The organism is Streptomyces sp. NPDC023481 (genome assembly GCF_055560195.1).
This window is the reverse complement of record NZ_JBVHJE010000011.1, coordinates 1-25,859: the sequence shown is the minus strand read 5'-3', so window position 1 is coordinate 25,859 and position 25,859 is coordinate 1. Positions and strand designations below refer to the sequence as shown.

The window sequence follows — 25,859 nt, the reverse complement described above, 5'->3', positions numbered from 1 at the left end:
GTTCACCACCTGGAGGTAGTCGTGGACAGCTCCGACGGTTGGGGGGACGACGTCTACCAGCCCGATCCCGCGGAGATCCGCGAGGACTCGGGGGTGCTCGACGTCGAGGACACTCTGGATTTCGACGGCGTCGCCGACCCCCTCGACCGCGGCTGGTCCCCTCCCGAGCGACCGTGGGCGGTGGAACACATCGGTGTGACGGCGGCCGAACGCCAGGCGGGCGAGACCCTCGACCAGCGGCTCGCCGAGGAGCTGCCGGATCTCGCCGCGCCCGACGGCGACGGCATCGGCGATTGCGACGGCACCGACGGGGAACTCCTCGACAACGAGGTCGGCGACTCCCGCTCCGGCCGGCTGGTCGCCCCCGACGAGGGCGTGCACGAGGACGAGGAGGCCGCCCTCGTCGCCACCGACGTCGGTATCGACGGTGCCGCCGCCTCCGCCGAGGAAGCGGCGATGCACATCGTCGACGAGGACACCCTCCCCGGCTGAGCCGGACCCTGTGCCTCGGCCCGTCCCGACCGCCTCGCACCAGGAGCCGCCATGCAGCAGGACAAGCAGCCCGACTACCACCCGGTCGTCTTCCGCGACCGCGCCGCCGGCTACGCCTTCCTCACCCGGTCCACCGCGCGGAGCGAGCAGACCATCGACTGGGACGACGGCCAGACCTACCCGGTGATCGACGTGGAGATCTCCTCGGAGAGCCACCCCTTCTACACGGGCAAGGCCCGCACGGTCGACACCGAGGGCCGTATCGCCCGCTTCGAGCGCCGGTACGGCGCGGCGGACGCCGGGGAGGCGACCTGACCCCGAGGGCTTCCTCAGATCACGTTGAGCGCCGCGGCGCAGCCCACTCCCCCGAGCAGCATGAACAACGGCATGAGCACCCGCAGCTCGACCCAGCTGCCCGCCCGGAACCGCATCGCCTTGGGCGGTCCCAGCGGGTACCAGCGCTTGCGGCCCACCGGGATCGGCCACAGGATCGGGCAGCCGGACACGGTCAGCGCGTCCCCGATGTCGTGGACCAGCGCGCCCAGCACGATCGGCAGCCCCAGCCACAGGTACTCCTGCCCCGGCGCGGTGAACAGCCAGTCGGAGCCGTTGCCCGGCTTGTCCAGCACGCCCGCCAGGATCCACGCGCTGGTCGCCGCCAGCAGCCAGACCAGGACATCGCTGCTGGAACCGCGCGCCGCCCGCCACAGCAGGCCCTCGATCGCGAGCACCATGTGCACGAAAAGGATCGCCAGCACCGCCCACCGGCCCCCCGTGATCGCCGCCACGGAACAGCCGGCCCCGAGCAGGACCGCCCACAGCCAGGTGTGCGTCAGCGTCCGGTGCCCGCCGGAGCGGCGCGGGTCGCCCTGCTTCCTGGTCGCCTTGTAGACCGCGTACGACAGCTTGTCCACGATCTCGCAGATCCAGCGGGAGAGCGGCCCGAACGACCGGGAGATGGTGGCCGCCTTGTGATCGAGGTCCGGGGCGAGCGCGGCGCCGGCGCAGATCAGCGCGCCGGAGAGGAGGACCGGCCAGGGCATCGGATGCCCGGCCGCAGCGGCTGCGGCGCCGACGCCCAGCCAGGCCGCGGCCCCCGACAGTGAGTGTGCTGGTCCCATCATGGCCGCTTCCCGCCCCATTCCTCGTGCGCCGCTGTCCAGTTGATCCGGTGCGCTGACGCTGCGTCGGCGACACAGCGTAGCCGTCGTGATCTTCGCACCCGCAGCCGATTCCCCGCTCGGGCCCAAGGCCAGGCAAGATGGGTGCGTGACCCTCATCGATCAGCTGCCGCCGACCGCCGACCCCGACGCCCTGTACGAAGCCTTCGAGTCGTGGGCGCAGGAGCGCGGCCTCACCCTCTATCCCCACCAGGAGGAGGCGCTGATCGAGGCGGTCTCGGGGGCGAACGTGATCGTCTCGACGCCCACCGGCTCCGGCAAGAGCATGATCGCCGCGGGCGCGCACTTCGCCGCGCTGGCCCGGGACGAGGTCACCTTCTACACGGCACCGATCAAGGCACTGGTGTCGGAGAAGTTCTTCGAGCTGTGCAAGCTCTTCGGCACCGAGAACGTCGGCATGCTCACCGGCGACGCGTCCGTGAACGCCGACGCGCCCGTCATCTGCTGCACGGCCGAGGTGCTGGCGTCGATCGCGCTGCGTGACGGCAGGCACGCGGACGTCGGCCAGGTCGTCATGGACGAGTTCCACTTCTACGCCGAGGGTGACCGCGGCTGGGCCTGGCAGATCCCGCTGCTGGAGCTGCCTCAGGCGCAGTTCATCCTGATGTCGGCAACTTTGGGCGATGTGTCCTTCTTCGAGAAGGACCTCACCCGCCGTACCGGCCGCCCCACTGCGGTGGTCCGCTCGGCGACCCGCCCGGTACCCCTCTCCTACGAGTACCAGCTGACGCCGCTCACCGAGACGCTCACCGACCTGCTGGCCAGCAAGCAGGCCCCGGTGTACATCGTGCACTTCACGCAGGCGCAGGCCGTGGAACGGGCGCAGGCGCTGATGAGCATCAACATGTGCACGCGGGAGGAGAAGGACCAGATCGCCGAGTTGATCGGCAACTTCCGCTTCACCACCAAGTTCGGCCGCAACCTCTCCCGCTACGTACGGCACGGCATCGGCGTGCACCACGCCGGCATGCTGCCCAAGTACCGGCGCCTGGTGGAGAAGCTCGCCCAGGCCGGTCTGCTGAAGGTCATCTGCGGCACGGACACGCTCGGCGTGGGCGTCAACGTGCCCATCCGCACGGTGCTGTTCACGGCGCTGACCAAGTACGACGGCAGCCGGGTGCGCACGCTGCGGGCCCGGGAGTTCCACCAGATCGCCGGCCGGGCCGGGCGGGCCGGCTTCGACACCGCGGGTCTGGTCGTCGCGCAGGCCCCTGAGCACGTCATCGAGAACGAGAAGGCCCTGGCGAAGGCGGGCGACGACCCCAAGAAGCGGCGCAAGGTGGTCCGCAAGAAGGCGCCGGAGGGCTTTGTCGGCTGGACGGAGAACACCTTCCAGAAGTTGATCGAGTCGGAACCGGAGCCGCTGACCTCGCGGTTCCGGGTGACGCACACGATGCTGCTGTCGGTGATCGCCCGCCCGGGCAACGCGTTCGAGGCGATGCGCCACCTCCTGGAGGACAACCACGAGCCGCGCAGGCAGCAGCTGCGGCACATTCGCCGGGCGATCGCGATCTACCGCTCCCTGCTGGACGGCGGCATCGTGGAGAAGCTCGACAAGCCGGACGCCGAGGGCCGCATCGTCCGGCTCACGGTCGACCTCCAGCAGGACTTCGCGCTGAACCAGCCGCTGTCCACGTTCGCCCTCGCCGCGTTCGAGCTCCTCGATCCCGAGTCGCCGTCCTACGCCCTCGACATGGTCTCCGTGGTCGAGTCCACCCTGGACGACCCGCGGCAGATCCTCGCCGCCCAGCAGAACAAGGCGCGTGGCGAGGCCGTGGCCGCGATGAAGGCCGACGGTGTCGAGTACGAGGAGCGCATGGAGCGCCTCCAGGACATCACGTACCCGAAACCGCTGGAAGAGCTGCTCTTCCACGCGTACAACACCTACCGCAAGAGCCACCCGTGGGTCGGTGACCACCCGCTGTCGCCGAAGTCGGTGATCCGGGACATGTACGAGCGGGCGATGTCCTTCACGGAACTGGTGTCCTTCTACGAGCTGGCCCGCACCGAGGGCATCGTGCTGCGCTACCTCGCCGGCGCCTACAAGACCCTCGACCACACCATCCCGGACGATCTGAAGTCCGAGGACCTGCAGGACCTGATCGAGTGGCTGGGCGAGATGGTGCGCCAGGTGGACTCCAGCCTGCTGGACGAGTGGGAGCAGCTCGCCAACCCGGAGGAGATGACCGCCGAGGAGGCCCAGGAGAAGGCCGACGAGGTCAAGCCGGTCACCACCAACGCCCGCGCCTTCCGGGTCCTGGTCCGCAACGCCATGTTCCGCCGGGTGGAGCTGGCCGCTCTCGACCAGGTCGAGGAACTCGGCGAGATGGACGCCGAGTCCGGCTGGGACGCCGACGCCTGGAGCGAGGCGATGGACAAGTACTGGGACGAGTACGAGGACCTCGGCACGGGCCCCGACGCCCGCGGCCCCAAGTTGCTGGTCATCAAGGAGGAGCCGGAGAACGGCCTCTGGCGCGTCCGCCAGATCTTCGACGACCCGAACGGCGACCACGACTGGGGCATCAGCGCGGAGATCGACCTCGCGGCCTCCGACGCCGAGGGCCGCGCCATCGTCCGCGTCACCGATGTCGGTCAGCTGTGAGCGGATCGCGGTCCGTGGCAAGCCAAGGAGAATCCCACCGATGACGAATCCGGCCGAGAGACTGGTCGACCTGCTCGACCTGGAGCAGATCGAGGTCAACATCTTCCGTGGCCGCAGCCCGCAGGAGTCCCTGCAACGGGTGTTCGGCGGCCAGGTGGCCGGCCAGGCGCTGGTCGCCGCCGGCCGCACCACGGACGGCGACCGCCCGGTGCACTCGCTGCACGCGTACTTCCTGCGCCCGGGCCGGCCGGGCGTGCCGATCGTGTACCAGGTGGAACGGGTACGCGACGGGCGCTCCTTCACCACGCGCCGCGTCACGGCCGTACAGCAGGGCCGCACGATCTTCAATCTGACCGCCTCCTTTCACAAGCCTGAGGAAGGACCGTTCGAGCACCAGCTGCCGCCGGCCCGCGAGGTGCCGGACCCCGAGGCGCTGCCGACGGTCACCGAGGAGATCCGCAAGCATCTGGGGGCGCTGCCGGAGCGGTTGGAGCGGATGGCGCGCCGCCAGCCGTTCGACATCCGGTACGTCGACCGGCTGCGCTGGAACGCCGAGGAGATCGAGGGAGCCGAGCCGCGCAGTGCCGTGTGGATGCGCGCGGTCGGACCGCTGGGTGATGATCCGCTGGTCCACACCTGCGCGCTGACCTACGCCAGCGACATGACGCTCCTGGACGCCGTACGCATCCCGGTGGAACCCCTGTGGGGGCCGCGGAACTTCGACTTGGCCTCGCTGGACCACGCCATGTGGTTCCACCGGCCGTTCCGCGCGGATGAGTGGTTCCTGTACGACCAGGAGTCACCGATCGCGGTCGGCGGCCGCGGACTGGCCCGCGGACGGATCTACGACGTGCACGGACGACTGCTCGTCTCGGTCGTGCAGGAGGGCCTGTTCAGGGCCCTGTGACAGCCGACCGCACGGGCTGGCACGGCGGGTGCGGTGTTCAGACCCGCGCCGGCCGTGCGGGCTGGGGGTTTCTGCGCCGCAGCCAGGCCCGCAGGCCGCGGGGCGACCGCGGCGGAGCGGACCCCGCCGGCCCGTGGTCCCGGGGTGCGGGTCGCACCGCCGGTCGGCCCGCGAACTCGGGCCGCACACGGGGGTCCGAGGTCCGCACGGAGGGCCGGGCGTCTCGCACGGTCGACTCCGCGGGCGGTGGCGCGGAACTCGGGGCGCAGGGACTGGGCGCCGTGCTGGAGGGCGCACTCGTCGTCCCTTCCCTCGCTCGCGTGACCGTCCGTTGTTCCACCCGCTGCGTGACCGTTCGTGCCATCGGCGGGATGGGGCGTGCGGCGGTGCGGGGCGCCGGCGGTACGCGACGCAGGGCCGGGCGTGGGGCGGGCGAGGCCTCACGGGCCTCTTCGACCGAGCGCGCCAGTTCGCTGCGCAGCCAGCCGATCTCGTCCGCGTCCTGTGCCGTGGTGATCCGCTCGGCCAGCTCCGCGGAGGGGGAGCCGGGGAGGCCGTGGCCCGGTGGGGCGGGCCGGAACCGGTGCAGGCGGGCACGCTCGTAGGGGTCCTTGACGATGTCGGCGACCTCGACGGGCGCCAGCAGGGCGGCCACGGCTCCGGCTCGGGCCCACGGGTCCTCGGCCTGTCGCAGCAGGTGTCCGAGGTGCCGTCCGCGCCAGTTGCGTGCCCGCAGGTCCACGCCGGCCGTCAGCTGACCGCGCAGCGTCTCGGGCGTACGCCCCCTGAGCAGGCGCACGTTCTCCGGGCCCGCCGCGAACTGGCGGAGCTCTTCCGCCAGATAGAGCCAGACCACGGCGCGGTAGCGGTTGAGGTAGAACGCGACGGGCACGAGCAGGCCCAGGCGGGCGAGTCGGCTGAACCTGCCGGCCGGGATCTCCATGAGGGCGGCGCCCTCCGCCGTACCCACGACCCGCACTTGGTCGCGGAGGGATTCGGGGAAGCCCTCCTCGGCGCGGAGGCGGTCGATCTCCGCGTGCTCCACTCGCCGGCCTCCTCCCCCGGCCTCGTCGGGCACGGTCCGGATGCGGCCGAGCCGCACGGCGAGGTCGAACTCGCTTCGCTTGAGCCCTAGTTCGCGAGCGGCGCGGCTCGGTGTGCAGGTGCTGGGGCGGGGTGGGTCGAAGGTGCGGGCCGTCATGGTCGTACTCCCCCGTGGAGTTCGTGGCTCACGCCCGGTGCGTTCGCCGTGCACTCACGGTAGCCGTTCCGCCGCACGCCGTTGCAAGCCTGTGGATAACTCCGCGGGGGTGGCAAAAGCCGCAGGTCAGGCGTCCGACGTCGGAGTTCGCTCGGGTTGCCTGGCATCGACGCCGAGGTGTTCGCCGACCCGGTTGACGAGCAGGGTCATCTCGTAGGCGATGTGACCGAGGTCGGCCTCCGCACCGCTGAGCACGCACAGACAACTGCCGGTGCCGGCCGCGGTCACGAACAGCACGGCGTCGTCGTACTCGATCATCGTCTGGCGTACTCTGCCCGCGCCGAAGTGGCGTCCCGAGCCCTTGGCCAGGCTGTGCAGCCCGGAGGCCACGGCGGCCAGATGCTCGGCGTCCTCGCGTCGTAAGCCCGTACTCGCCGCGGTGACCAGCCCGTCGTTCGACAGGACCAGGGCGTGGCGTACGTGCTCCACCCGCTCGGTCAGGTCGTCCAGGAGCCAGTCCAGTCCCCGGTTGTGCGCCATGTCCGTCTCCCCGTGTGATGTCTCCCCCTGGCTGGAGGAACCCCCCGCCAGCCTTCCCCACGACCGGCGCACGGGCAAGCAGGATGGGGCCATGGCAGAGAAGATGACCGATGAGGAATGGCGGGCGTTCGTCACGGACGGCACCCGCACCGGCAAGCTGTCCACCGTCCGCGCCGACGGCAGCCCGCACGTGGCCCCGATCTGGTTCGTCCTGGACGGGGACGAGCTGGTGTTCAACACCGGCAAGGACACGGTGAAGGGGCGGAATCTGGCCCGTGACGGCCGGGTCGCCCTGTGCGTGGACGACGACCGTCCACCGTTCCACTTCGTGGTGCTGAACGGCCGCGCCCGGCTGTCGGAGGACCTGGCCGAGTTGCGTCGGTGGGCCACCCGGATCGCCGCGCGGTACATGGGCGAGGACCGCGCCGAGGAGTACGGCGCCCGCAACGGCGTACCGGGTGAGCTCCTCGTCCGCGTCAGGATCGACAACGTGGTGGCGGTGCGGGACCTGGCCGCCTGAGCCCCGGGCTCATCCGACCGAGTCCAGAAGCCGGGCGGTGTGCATCCGCCCGGCGTGGTCGACCAGCCGGATCAGCACTTCCTTGCCGGAGTCGCGGTCGCGTGCGTCGCACAGCACGACCGGTGTGCCGTGGTCGAGGTCGAGAGCGCGGGAGACGTCCTTGGCGCCGTAACCGCGGGTTCCGGCGAAGCAGTTGACGGCCACCACGAACGGGATGCGGCGGTGCTCGAAGTAGTCGACGGCGGGGAAGCAGTCCTCCAGCCGCCGGGTGTCCGCGAGGACCACGGCACCGAGAGCGCCCTGGGCCAGCTCGTCCCACAGGAACCAGAAGCGGTCCTGTCCGGGCGTGCCGAAGAGGTAGAGCGACAGACCGGAGCGGATCGTGATGCGGCCGAAGTCCATGGCCACGGTGGTGGTGACCTTCTGGTCGACGCCGTCGGTGTCGTCCACCAACTGTCCGGCCTCGCTGAGGAGTTCCTCGGTGCGGAGCGGCCGGATCTCGCTGACGGCCCCCACCAGGGTCGTCTTGCCGACGCCGAAGCCACCGGCGACCAGGATCTTCAGGGCCAGGGCGGAGGTGTCGCCGGCGGTGTCGGAGTGCTCGGAGACCATGATCACTTCTCTCGGGAGGGCCGGCCGCGGCCGGCGTCCGCGGGTGGACGCGGCACGGCGTACGGCGGTGTCCGAACGTGCATCTACAGCGCTCGCAATCCCGCGATGACCTCGCGCAGAATCCGTTCGTCGGGCAGGCTCGCCGGGGGCACGGGGCGGCTGATCGTCACGCAGCCCCGTTCGAGGAGGTCCCCGAGGAGTACCCTGACCACGCCGACCGGAAGGTCCGCGTCCGCGGCGAGTTCGGCGACGGACTGCGTCTCGGGGCGGCACAGGTCGATCAGGGCGCTGTGCTCGGGGCCGAACGCGGTGTCGTCGTCGAGTGCCGGTGCGGCGGGATCGAGGGTGACGAGCGCGATCAGATCGAAGCGCACGCCGGTGGGCCCGGGTTGGGTGCGGCCCCCCGTCATGGCGTAGGGGCGGACCAGCGGCCCGGCCTCGCCGTCGTACCACTGGCTGCCCGGCTCGCGGGGGCCGCCGGTCGGGTTCTCGGTCATCGGTGCGGCCTCTCCGGCTCATCCGGCGGCGGGCGGCTGCGCCGTGAGGCGCGGTGGCGTGTAGAGGTGCTCACCGACGCGTTTGACCAGGCGGGCCATCTCGTAGGCGACGAGCCCGATGTCGGCCGTGACGGCGGTGAGCAGGGCGAGGCAGGAGCCGTCGCCGGCGGCGGCCACGAAGAGGAACGCGTCGTCCATCTCGACCATGGTCTGGCGTACACCGCCCGCGCCGAAGTGCCGTCCCGCGCCCTTGGCGAGGCTGTTGAAGCCGGAGGCCACGGCGGCGAGGTGTTCGGCGTCCTCCCGTGCGAGGCCGGTCGAGGCGCCGACCGCCAGGCCGTCGTTGGACAGCACGACGGCGTGCCGTACCTCGCGCACGCGCGTCACCAGGTCGTCGAGCAGCCAGTCCAGTTCGCCGGACCGCCGGCCGGTGTTCGGGTCCTGGATCATGCCGGGTCTCCTTCGCTGCTGTGAGTGCCCGTTCCGGGGCGCGGTGCGGTGCCGCGGCCGGGCTGTCTGCCACCGCCGCGCGCCCAGCCGTCGCGGTATGCCGTCATCCGGTCCCGTACGAGTTCGGGGGTGCGCCGCTCGCCATGGGTGGGCTGCGCAGCCGGCTCTTCGGTGCGCTGCCGGCGCAGTTGGGGGGCGAGGCTGGCCTGGCGGACCCGGCGCGGGAGGTCGTCAGAGGGCTCGGAGTCGTCCGGCGTGCGGTGCGGCCGCAGGCTGGTGACGCCGGGGGGCGGGGGCTCGGGTGCGGTGCCCCGGGGGCTCGGTCCGGCCGGGCCGGGTAGCGGCCGGGCGCCGTGGGGTCCGGGCGCCGTGCCGGCGCTGTGGGGGCCGGGTGGTTGGGCGGTGTGGTGCGGATCCGGCGGCTGGCCGGTGCCGTGCGGGCCGGGTGCGGTGGCCGCCAGGGCGGGCCGGTTCGGCTGTGCCGTGACGGCGTCCTCCTGGGGTGGGATCGCGCCGGGAACGCGCGCGTAGACGCGTTCCCGGTCGGGACGGCCCGCTCCACCGCCGTGGGCGGAACGTTCTCCGACGCCGTCCTGCAGCAGAGCGGTCGGCAGCAGGACCACGGCGGTGGTGCCGCCGTACGGGGAGGTCCGCAGGTGCACCTTGATGTCGTGCCGGGAGGCGAGCCTGCTGACCACGAACAGTCCCAGACGGTCGCTGTCGAACAGGTCGAGCGCCTCGGACTGTTCGATGCGTCGGTTGGCCTCGGCGAGGGTCTCGGTGCCCATCCCGAGCCCCCGGTCCTCGATCTCCACGGCGTAGCCGTTGCCGACCGGTTCGCCGGTGACACGCACGCGCGTGTGGGGCGGCGAGAACTGGGCGGCGTTCTCTACGAGTTCGGCGAGCAGATGGGTGAGGTCGGCGACCGCCGCGCCGTTGACGTGGGCCTCGGGGAACTGGCGCACCTCCACGCGCGCGTAGTCCTCGATTTCCGAGACGGCGGCGCGTACGACGTTGGTCAGGGACACCGGCATGCGCCAGGCCCGGCCGGGCGCGGCACCGGAGAGGATGATCAGGCTCTCGGCGTGGCGTCGCATCCGGGTGGTGAGGTGGTCCAGCCGGAACAGGTCGCTCAGTTCGTCCGGGTCGTCGGAGCGCCGCTCCATGCTGTCCAGGAGGCTGAGCTGGCGATGGACCAGGACCTGGCTGCGGCGGGCCAGGTTGACGAAGACTCCCGAGATGCCGCTGGCGAGTTCGGCGCGCTCCACGGCGGCGCGGAGGGCGGCGCGGTGCACGGTCGTCAGGGCTTCCGCGACCTGACCCGTCTCGTCCTCGGCGGGTGGTCCGGCGGGCGCCTCGGTCTGGATGTCGATCTCGTCGCCGGCGCGCAGTTTCCGCATCGCCTCGGGGAGTTTGCGGCGGGCGATCTCCAGTGCGTCGTTGCGCAGGCTCACGAGTTCGATCACGAGCGCCCGCCCGATGCGGACGGAGATGACGAGGGAGGCGGCGACGGCGGCGAGCCCCAGGAGCACGGCGGCGCCCGCGGGGCTGAGCAGGCCGCGGGTGACCGGGTCGGCACGGCCGGCGACGGCACGGCCGGTGGCCGTCGCGATGGTCCGCATGCCGTCCTGCACGCGCGCGTGGGCGTCGTTCCAGGCGGCCTGCGGTGCCGCGTCGGCCGGTTCGGCGCCCGGTACGGCGGCCAGCAGCCTGTCCTCGGCGGCGCTCAGGGTGGTGTGGGCACGGCTGCGCGCCAGGTCCCGCCAGGCGGCGCGCTGGGCGGCGGGCAGATCGGCGGCGGCGGTCTCGGTGAGGGCGCGGCGGGTGGCGACGGCGGCACCGAAGAGCCGTAGCCGCTGCCCCTGCAGGGCGCCGGTGGTCCGGGCGCTGCTCAGCAGGGCGTCCTCCTGGGCCAGCGCCTCGGCGGCCCGGGAGAATTCCAGCAGCACGCGCGCGGTGGAGGCGACATCGGCCTGTTGGACACCGGTGAGGGCGCCGTCCACGGCGAAGGCCGCGCCGATGGTCTTCGTGTACCGCGTGTACGTCTCGTCCCAGCCTGCCCTGTGGCCCCGTACGGCCGTCCGGAGCGTGCGCAGTCGCCCGGCGCCGGTGACGAAGGCGTCGAGGCGCCCGGAGACGCCGGCGGGCAGTTCCTGGCCGTCGGCGACGGTGCTGTGCCCGCCGAGCCGGAGGCCGGCCACGGCCCGGTCGGTGCGGGCCGCGAGGTCTTCGAGGTCGCCGCCGTTCCCGGCGCGCGGATCCGCGGCATAGCGCACGGCCGCGGTGCGCTCGGCCTGCAGTGCCACGACGGCGGCGGCCACCGGCGTGCGCAGTTCGGCGTCGACCCGCTGTGACTGGCGCAGCCGGGCGACGTCCTGGGCGGTGGTGACGGTGGCGTACGCCCAGAGGGCGAGGAGGGAGACGACGGGCACCATCAGGAGGCTGACCACCTTGGCGCGCACCGTCCGGGGGCGCAGGTGCCGACGGCTTCCACGCGCGCGTGCCGTCAGGGACGGCTCGCCGGGCGGACGGCCGGCTCCCTCGTCGGCGGGCGGTCCGGCGTGCGCGCGGCGTCCGCTCGGGCGGTGTGCCGGGGCGGCGGCTTTCTCGGGGGTACGGGGTGGGCGCATGGCCTCCTCGCTCGGGACGTGGTCGGTGCGCTCGGACCGGGCTCCGCTATCGGGCGAGCCTTTCGACGGACCGCTGCGCGGAGGCGGAGGCCTCACGCTCGCCGGCGGTGGGCGAGAGGGCGACGAAGGCCGAGGTGATGAACAGGTAGGACCCGAGACCGACGGCGAGGGGGAAGATGAACTGCATCGCCGTGGCCCCGGGCAGGGCGTCGCCGGAGGGGTTCACCCGCACGCTCACCGCGAACATCCCGGTGTAGTGCATGCTGCTGACGGCCGCTCCCATGACGAGGGAGGCGGCGGTGACCGCGAGGGGCGACGTGATGTTGAGTCCGGCCCACAGGGCCGCGGTCGCCGCGACGACGGCGATCAGGACCGACAGTCCGACGAGGACGGGGTCGTACCCGACGTCGCCGTGCAGTCGGACCGCCGCCATGCCCAGGTAGTGCATGCTGGCGACGCCCAGTCCGGTGGTGAGCCCTCCGAGGAGGAGGGCGCGGTTGCGGTCGTGGCTGTAACCGACGGCGAAGACGCCGGCGCAGACGACGACCATGGCGACGAGAAGGCTGAGGATGGTCAGCGGCACGTCGTAGCGGATGGCGGTGCCGCTGACGCGGAAGCCGAGCATGGCCACGAAGTGCATGGTCCAGATGCCCGTCCCGATGGCGGAGGCCGCGGTGACGAGCCAGTTGCGGCGCGAGCGGCCGGTGGTGGCGAGCGCGCGGACGGTGCAGCGCAGTCCGAGTGCGGCGCCGGTACAGGCCATCACGTACGACAGCACGGGGGTCAGCCAGCCGAAGGCGGCGTGGTCCAGGTGTCCCATGGCCCCGGGACGCTAGCGGGGGCAGGAGCGCACAAAGGGGGCGCATTTCGAAAAGTGTCGGAATGTAGCGCACAGGTGCGAGGGAACGATCGCCTCCGGCTCGAACATGCGCGCAGAGGCATCCCTCCTGACGGTGACCTGACGGTGAGGAATCATGCGCAACATGAGCGACGACCACACACACGTCCGGGAGTTCTTCACCGCCCGTGCCGCCGACTGGGACAGCCGGTTCCCGGACGACGGCCCGGCCTACGCGGCCGCCGTGGCCGACCTGCGCCTGCGGGAGGGGGCTCGCGTGCTGGACGCCGGGTGTGGCACGGGACGCGCCCTGCCGGCCCTGCGAGCCGCCGTGGGCGCCTCGGGAGTGGTGCTGGGTGCCGATCTGACCCCCGCGATGCTCCGGGCCGCCGCAGGGGCCGGCAGGGACCGTCACGGGCGTTTGCTGATCGCCGACGTCGCCGCGCTGCCGCTGCGCTCGGTCTGCCTGGACGCCGTGTTCGCGGCCGGCCTGATCGCCCATCTGCCGTACCCGACAAAGAACCTGCGGGAACTGGCCCGCGTCGTACGGCCGGGCGGCACGCTCGCGCTCTTCCATCCCCTCGGTCGCGCGGCGCTGGCGGCGCGCCAGGGCCGCCGGATCACCCCCGACGACCTGCGGGCCGAACCCAACCTCCGGCCGCTCCTCGCCCGTTCCGGCTGGCACATGACGTCGTACGCCGACGAGGACGCCCGCTTCCTCGCCCTCGCGGTGCGCGAGAGCTGACGGGCCGGGCGGATCAGCCGGTTCCGGCGACGGCCGCGGCGAAGGCGTCGGGGTTGTCGAACATGACGTTGTGCCCCGCGCCGGGCACCGTCACCACGCTCACCCCGGCGGCTTCCAGGCGTTCCCGGCCCGCCAGTTCACCGCTGTACTCACCCTGGAGGTAGACGCGGTCGACGGTCAACCCCTCCAGGAGCGTACGCATCACGGGGTCCGAGCCCCGGCACAGGCCGACGGCACTGCGGTGCAGGGCGCGCGGGTCGGCCAGCCGCATGGTCGCCGCCCACAGCGGGCCCACCGCCTCGAGCACGCGCGCGTGCTCCCTTGCGACGAACTCGTCCTCCCCATAGGCGGCGATGCCGCTGCTGGCGGCGGTCGACGGCGGAAAGGCGTCCAGGTTGGCCTCCGTCAGCACCAGCCGGGAGACGAGGTCGGGTCGTCGGTACGCGAGGACGATGGCGACGGCGCCGCCCATGCTGTGCGCGATCAGTTCCGCGCCGGTGGCTCCGGCCGCGTCCAGGGCGGCCGCGACCGCGTCGGCGTGCTCCTCCAGCGTGTATCCGAAGTCCGCGGGCCGGTCGCTCGTGCCGTGTCCGGGCAGGTCCACGAACAGGCCGCGCCTGCCGGTGAGTTCGGGGCGGGCCGCGATGTGCGCGTGGTACACGGCGGACATCGATCCGAGTCCGTGCAGGTACACCCGGGCGGGGTCCGCCCCGGGCACCTCGGTCCACCGGATGTGGCTTCCCCTGTTGTCGAACGTGGCCTGCTGCACCGCGCGCCTCCCTGTGTTCCGCGACGCTGCAGAATACCTCGACAACGAAGTATTACGTCAAGGCGGTATCGACTTCGCGAGGTAGCCCTGGGAGAGAATGCGGTCATGCTCGAACTCGCCATCCTCGGTTTCCTGTACGACGCCCCGCTGCACGGTTACGTCCTGCGCCGCCACATCGCGGCGCTCACCGGACATGTGCGTCCCGTCGCCGAGAGCACGCTGTATCCGGCGATCAAGCGCCTGGAGAAGGCCGGGCTGCTCGTGCGGGCCACCGAGCCCGGTGCCGTGGCCGCGCCGCGCCATGTGCTGCGACTGACCGAGGAGGGCGGGCGCGAGCTGAGGCGCCGGCTCGCCGAGCCCGCCCAGCGCGAGATCACCGACGAGAACCACTGGTTCACGCTGCTCGCGTTCCTGCGGCACCTGGAGGACCCCGCCGCGCAGGCGGCCGTACTGCGGCGCCGGCTTGCCTTCCTGGAGGAACCGGCGAGCTTCTTCTACGACGGCGAGCGGCCGCTGCGCGCCGAGGAACTGGACGACCCCTTCCGGCGGGGCGTCCTCACCATCGCGCGTGCCACGAGCCGTGCCGAACTGGCCTGGCTGCGCGACACCCTGGCGTCACTAGACGGACTCGGCCGCTGAGGTGTCCCGGTGCCGCACCGGGCAGCCACCCAGTCCGGGGACCGGGCGGGTGCCGAGGTCGGCCACGCGGTAGCCGTCCGGATAGCCCTTGACCTCCCAGTTCTGGCGGGCGAAGTGGGGGCCGCGGCGCGGCGGCAGCAGCCGGACCAGCCGCCCGCGGGCCCGCACGGCGCGGCGCACCATCGCGGAGGTGGCCGCACCGGGTCGCGGGTAGCGGAACGCACGCAGCAGCGGCTCGTCCAGCAGGGCGAGCGTCGCCGTACGCAGCAGGGGCGCCAGCGGGCGCGGATACCAGGACGCCATCAGGTCGAGGGTGGCGTCGGAGACCCGCCGGGCCTCCTCGTCCCAGCCGAAGTGCGCTGCTTCGTAGGCGTCGAGAAGGGCCTCGAACGCCTCGTAGGTGCGCGGGATATCCGGAATGCCCATGTGCCGGCCGAGGGTGCGGTAGTACTCCGTGGTGGCCACGATCTCGTGCCGGGACAGCCGCCGCCAGCCGTAGGCGTCGATCCAGCGCCGGGGCATCACCACGAACGTGCTCAGCACGTACCGCATGTCGTCGTCGCTGATGTCGTAGCTGCGGTGCATCTGGTTGATGCGGCGGATCGCCGTGCGTCCCTCCTGCGCGGCGAATCCGTGTTCCACGATGGTGTCGAGGAGCAGCACGGTGTCGTCGTACCGCTTCTGCGTCCGCTCGGTCAGCTCCGCCGTCCGCGCGAGCAGCCGGCCGATGCCGGGGACCGCGTAGGTGCGGTACAGGGCCAGTTCAAGGGCTCGGGCGTAGTCCCAGGGGAACTCGTACGCCACACTGATCCGGTAGATCTCCAGCGCGTCCGCCACCGGGTCCAGCCGGCGGATCCGCTCCAGCCGCTCGAACCGCTTCACCGCGTCGCCCCCCTACTGCCGCCGATTGTCCAACTCTACGGTGTGGTCGGGAGGTTGGTGGTCGCTTCCGACGTTCGTCCGGGGAGAGGGTGGTCTGTGTGTTCGACACGATCCGCAGGTACGCAGTCAGGTTCCGCACGTCCGCGCCCGCACGGCCCGAGGGCACCCGGGACAGGCGCGCGCACAACTTGTTCGAAGCGGCGGCCGTCTATGTGGCGGCCCGGGTGGAGGACGACCAGGACCGGATCGAGGAGGCGGCGGCCTGGGTGTCGCCGGAGGCGCTGTCGTTCGGGGTGAGCGAGCTGGCCTGCCGGGCGGTGGTCGCGCTGGCCCGGGAACGCGAGGAGTCCCCGGACTCCGTGGCCCGTGCCCTCCTCGGCCTGCCCGCGGCCTGAACGGAACAACCCTCTTCCAGTTGTGGCCCGTTTCGCCCCTGTCCAGGCGGAAACCTGCAGCTCCGCGTGGTGCGCTCGGCCGTGACAAGCGGCTTCCGCTCGCACTAGGGTGCGCGCCGATGGACGACCACTGGGGAGGCTGGGATGGCTGGGACGGACGATGAGGCCGTCGCCGCCGCGGACGACGCGCTGTACGTGCTGACGGCGGTGCTGCTGACGCCGGCGCAGTTTCCGAGCGTGCTGGGCGACGACTACCCGGAGGCGTGCGCGGCGCTGGACCTCGCGCCGCGCGCCGACGGGTACGGCCTGGTGCTGGGCCAGGACGGGGACGGCGCTCGCTGGACGGTCGTCATAGACGACGTCTCGCTGGTCGCCGTGGCGATCGCTTCCTGGGACTGCGGCATGGAGTACGAGCTGTCGCCGGACGAGCACGCGGTCCTGACCGCCCTGCCCGGGTGGCCCCTGAACGTCGCCGTCGCGGCACCCGGCGTGCCCGCTCCGCACGACCCCGCTCCCGAGGAGGCGGGCCGGCCGGCGCTCAGCCCGCCGGACACCCGCACCTGGGGCCCCGCCCAGCGCCGGCTGGGTGCCGACGAGATCGCGCTGCAGTGGGCCGCCTGGCGGGAGCAGATCAACGACGCCGAGTTCCCCGCGCCGGGTGAGCAGTCGAAGGCCGCGGAGCCCGCGGCGGAGACCAAGGGCACCCCCTCGGGCGGTCACGCCGGTGTCCGCCGGGTGCTCTCGGAGGCGCGCGCCTATGTCGACTCCCCGCCGCCGCTCGGCCGGGTGCGCTCGTCGTTCGCCCCGGGCGAGGCCCGGACCCTGCGCGCCGACGGCCCCGGCTGGTCGATCGTGGCCCGCACCGACGACATCGCGTTCGTCCTGCTCGACGAGGAGCCCGGTGAGGTCCTGCCGGTGGGCCGGGGCCCGGAGCTGCCGGGACTGCTGGAGGCACTCGACAAGATGGCCGTACGGCCCCTGTGAGGGCGATGCCCCTCGCTGCGCTCCCGCCGACCGTGCCGTGAGTGGCGGCGCGGCCCGCCACGGCTCGGCCGGTCCGCGCGGGCGCCTCGGCGACCGGTCCCCCGCCCTGCGCCGGCGGCTCAGCGGCCGAGCTCCTTGCGGGTGGTCCGGCGCAGCCTGCGCCGCTGCGAGGGGTCCAGGGCGAGGTACGCGGCCACCGGAACTCCGACAACGATCAGGAACGTGACCCACCAGGGCAGCCACATCAGCAGGATCAGCCCGACCGCCACGCCACCTGCGGCGATCTTCGCGTTCATCGACATCAGCGTCGCCTCCTCCGCGGCCACTGCCGCTCTCTGATCTGAGAACGGCCCCCGGCTCCCCGCGGTTCCACGCCCCGCCCCTGAGACATCCATGAGACCGCCCCCTAGGGGTCCGGGTGCCGGGGCCGCCGGATGCCCGGGAAACGGTGACGCCGGCCGCTGGGGACGCGAGGGCCGGGGTGAGCCGCTGCCGCTCACCCCGGCCCCTCCTCCGATCAGCCCCGCGCGCCCAGCAGGTGGTCCATGGCCAGCTGGTCGAGGCGTTCGAAGGCCATCCCGCGCGCGGCGGCCGCCTCCACGTCGAAGTCCTCGAAGGCCGCACGGTCGGCGAGCAGGGCCTGCAGGCCGTCGGCCGCGGTCGGCTGGGCCAGCTCGTCCAGGCGCGACGCCCGCAGCGCCTCCTGCACCTCCGGGTCCGCGCGGAAGGCGGCCGCACGCTCCTTCACGATGAGGTAGTTGCGCATGCAGCCCGCCGCCGACGCCCACACGCCGTCGAGGTCCTCGGTACGCGGCGGCTTGAAGTCGAAGTGGCGCGGCCCGTCGTAGCCGGCGCTCTCCAGGAGGTCGACGAGCCAGAAGGCTGCCCGCAGGTCGCCCGCGCCGAACCGCAGGTCCTGGTCGTACTTGATCCCGGACTGGCCGTTGAGGTCGATGTGGAAGAGCTTGCCCGCCCACAGGGCCTGCGCGATGCCGTGCGGGAAGTTCAGGCCGGCCATCTGCTCGTGGCCGACCTCGGGGTTGACGCCGTACAGCTCGGGCCGCTCCAGGCGCTCGATGAAGGCCAGCGCGTGTCCGACCGTGGGCAGCAGGATGTCGCCGCGGGGCTCGTTCGGCTTGGGCTCGATGGCGAACCTGAGGTCGTAGCGCTGGGAGGTGACGTACTCGCCGAGGAGGTCGAAGGCCTCCTTCATCCGGTCCAGGGCGGCGCGTACGTCCTTGGCGGCTCCGGACTCGGCGCCCTCGCGGCCACCCCAGGCGACGTACGTCCTGGCGCCCAGCTCGGCCGCCAGGTCGATGTTGCGGATGGTCTTGCGCAGGGCGTAACGGCGCACGTCACGGTCGTTGGCCGTGAACGCGCCGTCCTTGAAGACGGGATGTGTGAAGAGGTTCGTGGTCGCCATCGGGACGGTCATGCCGGTGGCGTCCAGGGCCTGCCGGAACCGCTTGACGTGCGACTCGCGCTCGGTGTCCGAGGAGCCGAAGGGGATCAGGTCGTCGTCGTGGAAGGTCACTCCGTGGGCGCCGAGCTGCGCCAGGCGCTGCACCGTCTCGACCGGGTCGAGGGCGCGGCGGGTGGCGTCGCCGAACGGGTCCCTTCCCTGCCAGCCGACGGTCCACAGGCCGAAGGTGAACCTGTCCTCGGGGGTGGGCTGGTAGCTCATGCCGCGGCTCCTTGCTGCGTACGACTATTTCGTCATGCCGATTTACAAATTAGTATGCCGACGCACCGCTGGGAAGAGACAAGATGTCTTCGACAGCAAGGTGTCTTCGACAGCCCACCGCACATTCCCGCGGAGCCGCGGAAGAGGGAGAGCCCGATGTCAGCAGTCGAGGGTCCGCTCGTCGTCGGGGTGGACACGTCCACCCAGTCCACGAAGGCACTGGTCGTCGACGCGGCCACCGGTCAGGTGGTGGCCGTCGGCCAGGCCCCGCACACCGTGACCTCCGGGGCGGGCCGGGAGAGCGATCCGCGGCAGTGGTGGGACGCCCTGTGCGCGGCGCTGCGCCAGTGCGGTGACGCGGCGCACGAGGCGGCGGCGGTGTCGATCGGCGGCCAGCAGCACGGCCTGGTCACCCTGGACGAGCACGGCGAACCGGTGCGCCAGGCGCTGCTGTGGAACGACGTCCGCTCGGCACCGCAGGCCCGCCGCCTGGTGGAGGAACTGGGCGGCCCGAAGGCCTGGGCGGAGCGCACCGGCAGCGTGCCGGGCGCGTCCTTCACGGCCACCAAGTGGGCGTGGCTCGCCGAGCACGAGCCGGAGGCGGTACGCGCGACCCGGGCGGTACGGCTCCCCCACGACTACCTCACCGAGCGTCTGACCGGGCAGGGCACGACCGACCGCGGCGACGTCTCGGGAACCGGCTGGTGGGCGTCCGGTACGGAGGCGTACGACGAGGAGACCCTCGCGCACATCGGTCTCGACCCGGCGCTGCTGCCCCGGGTGGTGCGGCCCGGGGAGGTGGCCGGCACCGTACGGGACAGCCACGACCTGCCGTTCTCCAAGGGCACGCTGGTGGCCCCGGGCACCGGCGACAACGCGGCGGCGGCCCTGGGCCTCGGCCTCAGGCCCGGCACCCCGGTGCTGAGCCTCGGCACCTCCGGCACGGTCTACGCCGTCTCCCGGCGCCGCCCCACCGATCCCACCGGCACGGTGGCGGGCTTCGCCGACGCGCGCGGGGACTGGCTGCCGCTGGCCTGCACCCTGAACTGCACCCTCGCGGTGGACCGCCTCGCGGCCCTGCTGGGTCTGGACCGGGAGGCCGTGGAACCCGGCGGCTCGGTGACGCTGCTGCCGTACCTGGACGGCGAGCGCACCCCGAACCTTCCGCACGCCTCCGGACTGCTGCACGGGCTGCGCCACGACACCACGGCGGGTCAGCTGCTCCAGGCCGCGTACGACGGCGCGGTACACGCACTGCTGGGGGCGCTCGACCTGGTCCTCGACGAGGACGCGGACCGCAGCACCCCGCTGCTCCTGATCGGCGGCGGCGCCCGGGGTACGGCCTGGCAGCAGACGGTACGCCGGCTCTCCGGGCGGCCCGTCCAGGTGCCGGAGGCCGGTGAACTGGTCGCCCTGGGCGCGGCGGCGCAGGCGGCCGGACTGCTGACCGGCGAGGATCCCGCGGCGGTGGCCCGCCGCTGGAACACGGCCTCGGGCCCGGTCCTGGAGGCCGTGGAGCGGGACGGGTCGACGCTGGAGCGGATCACCGGGGTACTCTCCGACGCGGCCCCGCTGCTGGAGCGGGAGACCCGCGACCAGTGACCGAGCCGCCCGCCCACCGCCGGGCGGCAGACACCGAGGGTTGACGGAGGCATGACCGCACCGCTGCACGAGGCGCGTTCCCCGGGCGCCGGGCGCGCCCTGCCGGACAACCAGCAGGGCATGCGCCGGCGCAATCTCGCCCGGGTGATGCACGCCGTCAGCGCCGAGGGCTCGCTGTCCCGGGCGGCGGTCGCCTCCCGGATCGGGCTGACCCGGGCCGCGGTGTCGACGCTGGTGGACGAGCTGATCCGCTGGGGGCTGCTGGAGGAGCTGGGCCCCGAGCGGCCGGGCCGGGTCGGCCGGCCGGGGTCCGCGCTGGCGGTGAGCGGCCGGGGGCCGGCCGGGATCGGGGCGGAGATCGGCGTCGACCACTTCGCGGTGTGCGCGGTCGACCTGCGCGGCGAGGTCCGCGCCCGTGCCGTACGGCACGGCGCGAACCGGGGCCGGGCCGCGGGGCCCGTGATCGAGGAGCTGACGGCGCTGATCCGCCGGGTCGTCGCGGAGGCGGAACGGGCGGACCTGTGGCCCGCCGGGCTCGCGGTCGCCGTGCCCGGACTGGTGGCCCGGGACGCGCGGACGGTCGTGCGGGCCCCGAACCTCGACTGGCGCGACACCGACCTCGGCCGTCTGCTGCCCGGCGACTGGCCGCTGACCGTGGACAACGAGGCGAACTTCGGCGCCCTGGCCGAGCTGTGGCTCGGGGCCGGCACCCCCGGTGACTTCCTGCACGTGTCGGCCGAGATCGGCATCGGTGCCGCGGTCGTCGTCGACGGCCGGCTGCTGCGCGGGACCCGGGGGTTCGCGGGCGAGCTGGGCCATGTGCCCGTACGGCCGGACGGCCCCGCCTGCCCGTGCGGCGGCCGAGGCTGCCTGGAGCAGTACGCGGGTGAGGAGGCGGTCCTGCGGGCGGCCGGGCTGGAGCCGCGCGAGGATCTCGTGGGCCTGCTCGCGGAGCGCGCCGAGTCCGGCGACGAGGCCGTACAGGCGGCTCTGCGGGACGCCGGTACGGCGCTCGGTATCGCCCTGACCGGAGCGGTGAACCTGCTCGACCCGGAGACGGTGGTCCTGGGCGGCGCCCTGGCCGGCCTCTCCCCCTGGCTGCTGCCGTCCCTGGAGACGGAGCTGAGGGGCCGCACGGCGGGCCCGGCCTGCCCGGTGACGGTGTCCCAGCTGGGGCCCCAGGGCCCGCTGCTGGGCGCCGCGCATTCGGTCGTCCGAGCGGTGCTGGACGATCCGGCCGTGGTGGCGGAACGCGCCTGACGCGGCTCTCCGGCCCCGTGTGTCCCCGGTCTCGCCCGATCGGGTGATCGAGTTGTCCACAGGCCGCGACTTGTCCACGGAAGCGCCGCACTGCCTTCTGCGCCACCGGCCCGAGTCGTACCGTGAATTCACGCGAGGCGCAGCCGATGGGCCGTCAGGACTGGTCCGGCATCCGTGAGATGAGGCGAACGCGTCGGCGGTGGACGGCAGGCGACAGCGGACTGACACGTATCGGGGGACACATGGGCGGGGAACCGATGGGGGCACTGGGGCGCGACGCCATCGGGTGGCGGGAGGTGCGGTTCCGGGGGCTCACGGGGAGGGCACCGGTGTACCCCGACGGGGGCTCCGGCCGGCGCGGCGGCCACCCTGGTCCGGGCCGGTGCCGCCTTCGCGGGCTTCACCGGCTGCGTGGGCTTCGCGGAAAGCGGTCTTCCGTCGGCCGCGCCCCGGACGCGCATGGCGGGATCGTCTCGACCGGCTCGGCCGGCCCACTGGAGGACGCGTACCGGATATCCCCGCTCGACCGCGTGACCAAGCTCCGGCTCGACCGCCTGACCAAGCTCCACAAGGAGTGGTCGCCCGCACGGAAGACGTACCGCGGTGTGCACGCCCGGCCGCGGGAGACCGCGCGAGCCCTGTGCGGCTGACGTCCTTGCCGTACCCCCCTGGACTTCGAACGGCCCTCCGAAGGCATCTCGAAAGGCATCCGAAAGGCATCCCGCCATGGACATGGACCGAGCCGAACCGCGGCTCAGCCGGCGACGGCTGCTGAAAGGCGCGGCGCTCGCCGCCATCCCCTACGCCCTGCTCCCCGACGCCCGTGCCGAAGCGCAGACCGGGTACGTCGACTACCCGCCGGCCGAGTGGCAGCCGGCGAGCGACTCCAACTACACGGTGGCCGACCGGCCCGGTGACTACGTGATCGACCGGGTGGTCATCCACGTGACACAGGAGACGTACAACGACACGCTGGCGATCTTCGACAATCCGGCGAAGCAGGTCTCCGCGCACTATCTGGTCCGTTCGGCGGACGGGCATGTCGCGCAGTGCGTCCACGAGGCGGACATCGCCTGGCACGCGGGCAACTGGGCCTACAACACGCGCAGCATCGGCATCGAACACGAGGGCTGGGTGGACCAGCCCGGCTATTTCACCGACGCACTCTACGAGGAGTCGGCGAAGCTCACGGCGGCGATCTGCGCCACGTACGGCATCCCCCGGGACCGGGAGCACATCATCGGCCACTATCAGGTCCCCGGCACCGACCACACCGACCCGGGGCCGAACTGGGACTGGGTGCGCTACATCAGACTCGTCAACTTCGCCCCGTCCGGGCGGAGTCTGCGCGGAGCCGGTCGGACGGCCTTGAGCTGACCGCCGTCGATCAGGTGGTACGCGCCCGTGCCGAAGGCAGCCGCGGCCTTCCCGCCGGACTCAGACCGCCACGGACTCGCGGGTGACCAGCGAGAGCCCGACGATGGCCGGCGGGCCCGGGCCCGCCGGCGGTGTCGGGCCCGCCGGCGGTGTCGGGGGCGGGGGCGGTGTCGGGGGCGGTGGTGAGCGCGGCCACCGTCTCGGGTTCGGGCCCGCACGGGCCAGTGACGCGTTCTACGCGTTCGGGTCCCAGTCCGCGAGCTGCTCCATCGGCTCGGTGTCGCCGGTGGTCTCCAGGCCGTCGAGCGGGACGCGCTCGTAGAAGGTGAGGACCAGTTGGCTCGCCGTGCCTCGCATCGCCATGTCGCCCGGCCGCGCGTCGGCGGCGAGGTCGTCGCAGCGGACGCCGTCGGCGTCGAGTGTCAGGCGCCAGGAGCGGCCCTCGGTCGCGTGCACATCGATGGTCGCCGGCTTGAACGGCCAGGGGACGGTCGTCGCCGAGACGGTCCTCAGGAACTCGTCGACGCCCTCTAGCGCGACGTCGGTGGGCAGCGGCTGTGCGGCGCCCTGGGTGAGCTGGGCGTCGTAGGTGTGTACGGCGATCTCCTGGATCTGGTGCCGGGCCACGGCTCCGCTGGTCTGCGGGGCCTGCGAGTCGCCCCACCAGGTCCAGCAGCCGCGGTCCGGGCCGGCCTCGCGCAACGCGTCGAGCATCAGCTCGGTCGACTCGGCGAGCCAGGCGGCCAGCGCTTCGCGGTCGCGGGGCGCGGTCGGGGCGCCCTTCGGGTCCGCCTTCGCCGGAGGCTCCGCGCCCGGGCCCGCCGCGATGATGGCGGCCTGGCGGCGGCGGCCGTCCCCGAGGTGCTGCGCCAGTTCGCGCAGCGTCCAGTCCGGGCAGGTCGGGACCTGGACGTCGAGGTCGGGGGCGGAGGCGATCGCGGCGCGGAACGCGGCCGAGCGGTCTTCGATCAGCCGCAGGACCTCGGGAAACTCCAACATGTTGGGCACGACGGTGGTGTATCACGGCACTCCGGCCGCCGGGTAGCGAGTTTGTCCGACGAACGCGTCCACGGCCGGGCGGAGCGCCGGCACCGAAGCCGTCCTGGAACTCCCTGCGGATCTGCACGGTCCGCTGCATCGGCCGGTTCCTGGTGAGGACGGTACGAGGCGGTGGCCCGTTCGTTCGCTGCTCACTACCGGGCTCTGGGGCCGGGGGCGGGCGGTGTGCGGGGTCGCAGGCGCTCTCCCTGCGGCCCGAACATGACCAGGTACTCGACCGGGCCGCCGGGGCCGGCGTTCGCGACCCCATGGGGATCGCGGGTGTCGAACTCGGCGACGTCCCCGGCACTCAGGACGAGGTCCTGGTCGCCGAGTGCGAGCCACAGCCGCCCGTACAGGACGCACAGCCATTCCCAGCCGTCGTGGGAGACCTGCCGGGGCCGCGCGGGCGGCTCCTGGACGGCGGGTAGGACGTGTTTGTGGGCGTGCAGGCCCCCGACGTACCGGGTCAGCGGCAGCACCGCCTTGTCGTCGCCGAAACGCCGGAGCGCGGAGGTGCGGGGCTCGGCGGCGGGAGCGGTGCCGGCCAGCTCGTCCAGGGAGACGCCGTACTCCTTCGCCAACCGCAGCACCACGTCCAGGGTGGGCTTGCGCCGGCTGGTCTCGATCCGCGACAGCGTGCTCGGGGAGATGCCGGTCGCGCGGCTGACGCCGGTGAGCGTGGAGCCGCGGTGTTCGCGTGCGGCCCGCAGCCGGGGGCCCATCGCCGCCAGCGTGCCGGCCACGTCGCCGCCTGTCACCCGCTCCGCCCCCTTCCGGACTGCCGCTTCACCATCCTGCCCTACAAGTTTGCCGAATTGGCAAGGGTGATCGCGGTGGAGGGTCGCTGCGCCGCATGATCGATGCGTACCTGCGTCCACCCGCGAACCGAGAGAAGACCCCATGCAGCCCGAGCCGTTCGCCGCACTCCGCCACCGCACCGTCGAGGCCCCTGCCGGGCGCCTGCACCTGGTCGAGCAGGGCACCGGCCCGCTGGTCCTGCTCGTGCACGGCTTCCCCGAGTCCTGGTACTCCTGGCGCCGCCAGCTCCCGGCCCTCGCCGCGGCCGGCTACCGGGCGGTGGCGCTCGACGTGCGCGGCTACGGCCGCTCCTCCAAGCCCGTGGAGACCGATGCCTACCGGATGCTGGACCTGGTGGAGGACAACGTCGCCCTCGTGCACGCCCTCGGCGAGGAGAACGCGGTGGTCGTCGGCCACGACTGGGGCTCCACCATCGCAGCCACCTCCGCCCTGCTCCACCCCGAGGTCTTCCGGGCCGTCGCCCTGCTGAGCGTCCCGTACGCGCCGCCCGGCGGCCCCCGCCCCACCGACATCTTCGGCCAGATCGGCGGCCCTGAGCAGGAGTTCTACGTCTCCTACTTCCAGGAGCCCGGCCGCGCCGAGACGGAGATCGAGCCTGACGTGCGCGGCTGGCTCGCGGGCTTCTACGCCGCCTTCTCCGGCGACACCATGCCCGCCCAGGGCGAGCCCGACCCGCACTTCGTCGCCCACGGCGGCCAGTTGCGTGACCGTTTTCCCGTCGGCGTCCTCCCGGCCTGGCTGGCCGAGGAGGACCTCGACGTCTACGCCGGAGAGTTCGAGCGCACGGGTCTGACGGGCGCCCTCAACCGCTACCGCAACATGGACCGCGACTGGGAGGACCTCGCCCCCCACCGCGGAGCCCCGATCAAGCAGCCGTCCCTGTTCATCGGCGGCGCCCTGGACGCCTCCACCACCTGGATGTCCGACGCCATCGACGCCTTCCCCACCACCCTTCCCGGCCTGACCGCCTCCCACCTCGTGGCGGGCTGCGGCCACTGGATCCAGCAGGAACGCCCCGAGGAGATCAACCGACTGCTGACCGGCTGGCTCGACACCCTCACGGGTTGAACCGCCAGCGGCCGGCTCACCGCACTAGTTGTATGGCCCTGTGAGGTTGGGGATGCGGCTGGCGGGTGGTTGGCCCTTCAGCGCGGTGTGTCCGCGGTGGTGATTGTAGGTGTGCAGCCACTGC

At 72.8% G+C, this 25,859-nt stretch carries 26 protein-coding genes and 1 pseudogene; 13 read left to right on the top strand and 14 right to left on the bottom strand.

The genetic code is table 11. The features are described 5' to 3' along the window. Window positions 1-21: 21 nt before the first annotated feature. Complete coding sequence (locus ACZ3ZD_RS21615) at window positions 22-492, top strand: DUF5709 domain-containing protein (protein ID WP_467399686.1); 471 nt, start codon at window positions 22-24, stop codon at window positions 490-492. Window positions 493-543: 51 nt separating this feature from the next. Beyond that, complete coding sequence (locus tag ACZ3ZD_RS21610) at window positions 544-807, top strand: type B 50S ribosomal protein L31 (RefSeq protein WP_467399684.1); 264 nt, start codon at window positions 544-546, stop codon at window positions 805-807. 14 nt (window positions 808-821) lie between these two features. On the opposite strand, the gene ACZ3ZD_RS21605 is transcribed toward ACZ3ZD_RS21610, so the two are convergent. Continuing rightward, entirely contained in the window at window positions 822-1,616 is a 795-nt protein-coding gene (locus ACZ3ZD_RS21605) for a metal-dependent hydrolase (protein ID WP_467399681.1), read from the bottom strand. Window positions 1,617-1,761: 145 nt separating this feature from the next. Between ACZ3ZD_RS21605 and ACZ3ZD_RS21600 the strand changes: the two genes are divergently transcribed. Next, window positions 1,762-4,275, top strand: a complete 2,514-nt coding sequence (locus ACZ3ZD_RS21600; protein ID WP_467399678.1) for a DEAD/DEAH box helicase — start codon at window positions 1,762-1,764, stop codon at window positions 4,273-4,275. Window positions 4,276-4,315: 40 nt separating this feature from the next. After that, window positions 4,316-5,182, top strand: a complete 867-nt coding sequence (locus tag ACZ3ZD_RS21595) for an acyl-CoA thioesterase (protein WP_467399676.1) — start codon at window positions 4,316-4,318, stop codon at window positions 5,180-5,182. A 352-nt stretch (window positions 5,183-5,534) separates the two neighbouring features. Here ACZ3ZD_RS21595 and ACZ3ZD_RS21590 read toward each other — a convergent pair. Next, window positions 5,535-6,383, bottom strand: a pseudogene (locus ACZ3ZD_RS21590) (DUF6397 family protein); the annotation flags it as partial. 126 nt (window positions 6,384-6,509) lie between these two features. Further along, window positions 6,510-6,923, bottom strand: a complete 414-nt coding sequence (locus ACZ3ZD_RS21585; RefSeq protein ID WP_467399675.1) for a roadblock/LC7 domain-containing protein — start codon at window positions 6,921-6,923, stop codon at window positions 6,510-6,512. Window positions 6,924-7,014: 91 nt separating this feature from the next. Between ACZ3ZD_RS21585 and ACZ3ZD_RS21580 the strand changes: the two genes are divergently transcribed. Continuing rightward, window positions 7,015-7,443 (top strand): PPOX class F420-dependent oxidoreductase, encoded by a 429-nt coding sequence (locus ACZ3ZD_RS21580; RefSeq protein WP_467399672.1) that lies wholly within the window; start codon window positions 7,015-7,017, stop codon window positions 7,441-7,443. A 9-nt stretch (window positions 7,444-7,452) separates the two neighbouring features. On the opposite strand, the gene ACZ3ZD_RS21575 is transcribed toward ACZ3ZD_RS21580, so the two are convergent. The 5 genes from ACZ3ZD_RS21575 to ACZ3ZD_RS21555 all read right to left on the bottom strand — a co-directional run bounded on the left by ACZ3ZD_RS21575 (window position 7,453) and on the right by ACZ3ZD_RS21555 (window position 12,452). Beyond that, window positions 7,453-8,055, bottom strand: a complete 603-nt coding sequence (locus ACZ3ZD_RS21575; protein WP_467399670.1) for a GTP-binding protein — start codon at window positions 8,053-8,055, stop codon at window positions 7,453-7,455. An 83-nt stretch (window positions 8,056-8,138) separates the two neighbouring features. Continuing rightward, the gene (locus ACZ3ZD_RS21570; protein ID WP_467399668.1) at window positions 8,139-8,552 is read right to left on the bottom strand and encodes a DUF742 domain-containing protein; all 414 of its coding nucleotides are present in this window, start codon (window positions 8,550-8,552) and stop codon (window positions 8,139-8,141) included. A gap of 18 nt (window positions 8,553-8,570) precedes the next feature. Next, the gene (locus tag ACZ3ZD_RS21565; RefSeq protein WP_467399665.1) at window positions 8,571-9,002 is read right to left on the bottom strand and encodes a roadblock/LC7 domain-containing protein; all 432 of its coding nucleotides are present in this window, start codon (window positions 9,000-9,002) and stop codon (window positions 8,571-8,573) included. Continuing rightward, the gene (locus ACZ3ZD_RS21560) at window positions 8,999-11,632 is read right to left on the bottom strand and encodes a sensor histidine kinase (RefSeq protein ID WP_467399662.1); all 2,634 of its coding nucleotides are present in this window, start codon (window positions 11,630-11,632) and stop codon (window positions 8,999-9,001) included. Before ACZ3ZD_RS21560 ends, ACZ3ZD_RS21565 begins: the two co-directional genes overlap by 4 nt. A 46-nt stretch (window positions 11,633-11,678) precedes the next feature. Beyond that, complete coding sequence (locus tag ACZ3ZD_RS21555; protein WP_467399659.1) at window positions 11,679-12,452, bottom strand: MHYT domain-containing protein; 774 nt, start codon at window positions 12,450-12,452, stop codon at window positions 11,679-11,681. Between the two features lie 163 nt (window positions 12,453-12,615). Here ACZ3ZD_RS21555 and ACZ3ZD_RS21550 point away from each other — a divergent pair, with 163 nt between their 5' ends. Then, a complete protein-coding gene (locus tag ACZ3ZD_RS21550; protein ID WP_467399657.1) occupies window positions 12,616-13,215 on the top strand; it encodes a class I SAM-dependent methyltransferase in 600 nt (199 codons plus the stop codon). Window positions 13,216-13,228: 13 nt separating this feature from the next. On the opposite strand, the gene ACZ3ZD_RS21545 is transcribed toward ACZ3ZD_RS21550, so the two are convergent. Further along, on the bottom strand, window positions 13,229-13,984 hold the full coding sequence (locus tag ACZ3ZD_RS21545) for an alpha/beta fold hydrolase (protein WP_467399654.1): 756 nt from the start codon (window positions 13,982-13,984) through the stop codon (window positions 13,229-13,231). A gap of 105 nt (window positions 13,985-14,089) precedes the next feature. On the opposite strand from ACZ3ZD_RS21545, the gene ACZ3ZD_RS21540 reads away from it, so the two are divergent. Beyond that, window positions 14,090-14,623, top strand: coding sequence for a PadR family transcriptional regulator (locus tag ACZ3ZD_RS21540; protein WP_467399652.1), 534 nt, complete (start codon window positions 14,090-14,092; stop codon window positions 14,621-14,623). On the opposite strand, the gene ACZ3ZD_RS21535 is transcribed toward ACZ3ZD_RS21540, so the two are convergent. After that, on the bottom strand, window positions 14,603-15,505 hold the full coding sequence (locus ACZ3ZD_RS21535) for an oxygenase MpaB family protein (protein ID WP_467399649.1): 903 nt from the start codon (window positions 15,503-15,505) through the stop codon (window positions 14,603-14,605). The genes ACZ3ZD_RS21540 and ACZ3ZD_RS21535 overlap by 21 nt on opposite strands. Window positions 15,506-15,603: 98 nt before the next feature. Here ACZ3ZD_RS21535 and ACZ3ZD_RS21530 point away from each other — a divergent pair, with 98 nt between their 5' ends. Both ACZ3ZD_RS21530 and ACZ3ZD_RS21525 read left to right on the top strand, forming a co-directional pair. Continuing rightward, on the top strand, window positions 15,604-15,900 hold the full coding sequence (locus ACZ3ZD_RS21530) for a hypothetical protein (RefSeq protein WP_467399647.1): 297 nt from the start codon (window positions 15,604-15,606) through the stop codon (window positions 15,898-15,900). Between the two features lie 144 nt (window positions 15,901-16,044). Beyond that, complete coding sequence (locus ACZ3ZD_RS21525) at window positions 16,045-16,884, top strand: hypothetical protein (protein ID WP_467399645.1); 840 nt, start codon at window positions 16,045-16,047, stop codon at window positions 16,882-16,884. A 119-nt stretch (window positions 16,885-17,003) separates the two neighbouring features. On the opposite strand, the gene ACZ3ZD_RS21520 is transcribed toward ACZ3ZD_RS21525, so the two are convergent. Beyond that, on the bottom strand, window positions 17,004-17,186 hold the full coding sequence (locus tag ACZ3ZD_RS21520; RefSeq protein WP_467399642.1) for a hypothetical protein: 183 nt from the start codon (window positions 17,184-17,186) through the stop codon (window positions 17,004-17,006). Window positions 17,187-17,401: 215 nt separating this feature from the next. Next, window positions 17,402-18,568 carry a xylose isomerase gene (gene xylA, locus ACZ3ZD_RS21515; RefSeq protein WP_467399640.1) on the bottom strand — a complete coding sequence of 389 codons (1,167 nt, stop codon included), beginning with the start codon at window positions 18,566-18,568 and terminating at the stop codon, window positions 17,402-17,404. A 156-nt stretch (window positions 18,569-18,724) separates the two neighbouring features. Here xylA and xylB point away from each other — a divergent pair, with 156 nt between their 5' ends. From xylB to ACZ3ZD_RS21500, 3 genes are all read left to right on the top strand, one after another. Continuing rightward, a complete protein-coding gene (xylB, locus tag ACZ3ZD_RS21510) occupies window positions 18,725-20,170 on the top strand; it encodes a xylulokinase (protein ID WP_467399637.1) in 1,446 nt (481 codons plus the stop codon). Between the two features lie 51 nt (window positions 20,171-20,221). Continuing rightward, the gene (locus ACZ3ZD_RS21505) at window positions 20,222-21,430 is read left to right on the top strand and encodes an ROK family protein (RefSeq protein ID WP_467399635.1); all 1,209 of its coding nucleotides are present in this window, start codon (window positions 20,222-20,224) and stop codon (window positions 21,428-21,430) included. A 732-nt stretch (window positions 21,431-22,162) separates the two neighbouring features. Beyond that, window positions 22,163-22,807, top strand: a complete 645-nt coding sequence (locus ACZ3ZD_RS21500; RefSeq protein ID WP_467400183.1) for an N-acetylmuramoyl-L-alanine amidase — start codon at window positions 22,163-22,165, stop codon at window positions 22,805-22,807. 234 nt (window positions 22,808-23,041) lie between these two features. Here the strand turns inward: ACZ3ZD_RS21500 and ACZ3ZD_RS21495 are convergent, their stop codons facing one another. Beyond that, window positions 23,042-23,815: a maleylpyruvate isomerase N-terminal domain-containing protein gene (locus ACZ3ZD_RS21495; RefSeq protein WP_467399632.1), complete on the bottom strand. Its 774-nt coding sequence runs from the start codon at window positions 23,813-23,815 to the stop codon at window positions 23,042-23,044. Between the two features lie 185 nt (window positions 23,816-24,000). Continuing rightward, complete coding sequence (locus ACZ3ZD_RS21490) at window positions 24,001-24,570, bottom strand: helix-turn-helix domain-containing protein (protein ID WP_467400180.1); 570 nt, start codon at window positions 24,568-24,570, stop codon at window positions 24,001-24,003. 178 nt (window positions 24,571-24,748) lie between these two features. Here ACZ3ZD_RS21490 and ACZ3ZD_RS21485 point away from each other — a divergent pair, with 178 nt between their 5' ends. Next, window positions 24,749-25,735, top strand: a complete 987-nt coding sequence (locus ACZ3ZD_RS21485; protein WP_467399631.1) for an alpha/beta fold hydrolase — start codon at window positions 24,749-24,751, stop codon at window positions 25,733-25,735. Window positions 25,736-25,859: the final 124 nt, after the last annotated feature.

Coding starts and splice junctions, on each gene's coding strand:
- ACZ3ZD_RS21610 (WP_467399684.1), top strand. CDS start 544: ATGCAGCAGGACAAGCAGCCCGACTACCACCCGGTCGTCTTCCGCGAC.
- ACZ3ZD_RS21605 (WP_467399681.1), bottom strand. CDS start 1,616: ATGATGGGACCAGCACACTCACTGTCGGGGGCCGCGGCCTGGCTGGGC.
- ACZ3ZD_RS21595 (WP_467399676.1), top strand. CDS start 4,316: ATGACGAATCCGGCCGAGAGACTGGTCGACCTGCTCGACCTGGAGCAG.
- ACZ3ZD_RS21585 (WP_467399675.1), bottom strand. CDS start 6,923: ATGGCGCACAACCGGGGACTGGACTGGCTCCTGGACGACCTGACCGAG.
- ACZ3ZD_RS21580 (WP_467399672.1), top strand. CDS start 7,015: ATGGCAGAGAAGATGACCGATGAGGAATGGCGGGCGTTCGTCACGGAC.
- ACZ3ZD_RS21575 (WP_467399670.1), bottom strand. CDS start 8,055: ATGGTCTCCGAGCACTCCGACACCGCCGGCGACACCTCCGCCCTGGCC.
- ACZ3ZD_RS21570 (WP_467399668.1), bottom strand. CDS start 8,552: ATGACCGAGAACCCGACCGGCGGCCCCCGCGAGCCGGGCAGCCAGTGG.
- ACZ3ZD_RS21565 (WP_467399665.1), bottom strand. CDS start 9,002: ATGATCCAGGACCCGAACACCGGCCGGCGGTCCGGCGAACTGGACTGG.
- ACZ3ZD_RS21560 (WP_467399662.1), bottom strand. CDS start 11,632: ATGCGCCCACCCCGTACCCCCGAGAAAGCCGCCGCCCCGGCACACCGC.
- ACZ3ZD_RS21555 (WP_467399659.1), bottom strand. CDS start 12,452: ATGGGACACCTGGACCACGCCGCCTTCGGCTGGCTGACCCCCGTGCTG.
- ACZ3ZD_RS21550 (WP_467399657.1), top strand. CDS start 12,616: ATGAGCGACGACCACACACACGTCCGGGAGTTCTTCACCGCCCGTGCC.
- ACZ3ZD_RS21540 (WP_467399652.1), top strand. CDS start 14,090: ATGCTCGAACTCGCCATCCTCGGTTTCCTGTACGACGCCCCGCTGCAC.
- ACZ3ZD_RS21525 (WP_467399645.1), top strand. CDS start 16,045: ATGGCTGGGACGGACGATGAGGCCGTCGCCGCCGCGGACGACGCGCTG.
- ACZ3ZD_RS21520 (WP_467399642.1), bottom strand. CDS start 17,186: ATGTCGATGAACGCGAAGATCGCCGCAGGTGGCGTGGCGGTCGGGCTG.
- xylA (WP_467399640.1), bottom strand. CDS start 18,568: ATGAGCTACCAGCCCACCCCCGAGGACAGGTTCACCTTCGGCCTGTGG.
- xylB (WP_467399637.1), top strand. CDS start 18,725: ATGTCAGCAGTCGAGGGTCCGCTCGTCGTCGGGGTGGACACGTCCACC.
- ACZ3ZD_RS21505 (WP_467399635.1), top strand. CDS start 20,222: ATGACCGCACCGCTGCACGAGGCGCGTTCCCCGGGCGCCGGGCGCGCC.
- ACZ3ZD_RS21500 (WP_467400183.1), top strand. CDS start 22,163: ATGGACCGAGCCGAACCGCGGCTCAGCCGGCGACGGCTGCTGAAAGGC.
- ACZ3ZD_RS21490 (WP_467400180.1), bottom strand. CDS start 24,570: ATGGGCCCCCGGCTGCGGGCCGCACGCGAACACCGCGGCTCCACGCTC.
- ACZ3ZD_RS21485 (WP_467399631.1), top strand. CDS start 24,749: ATGCAGCCCGAGCCGTTCGCCGCACTCCGCCACCGCACCGTCGAGGCC.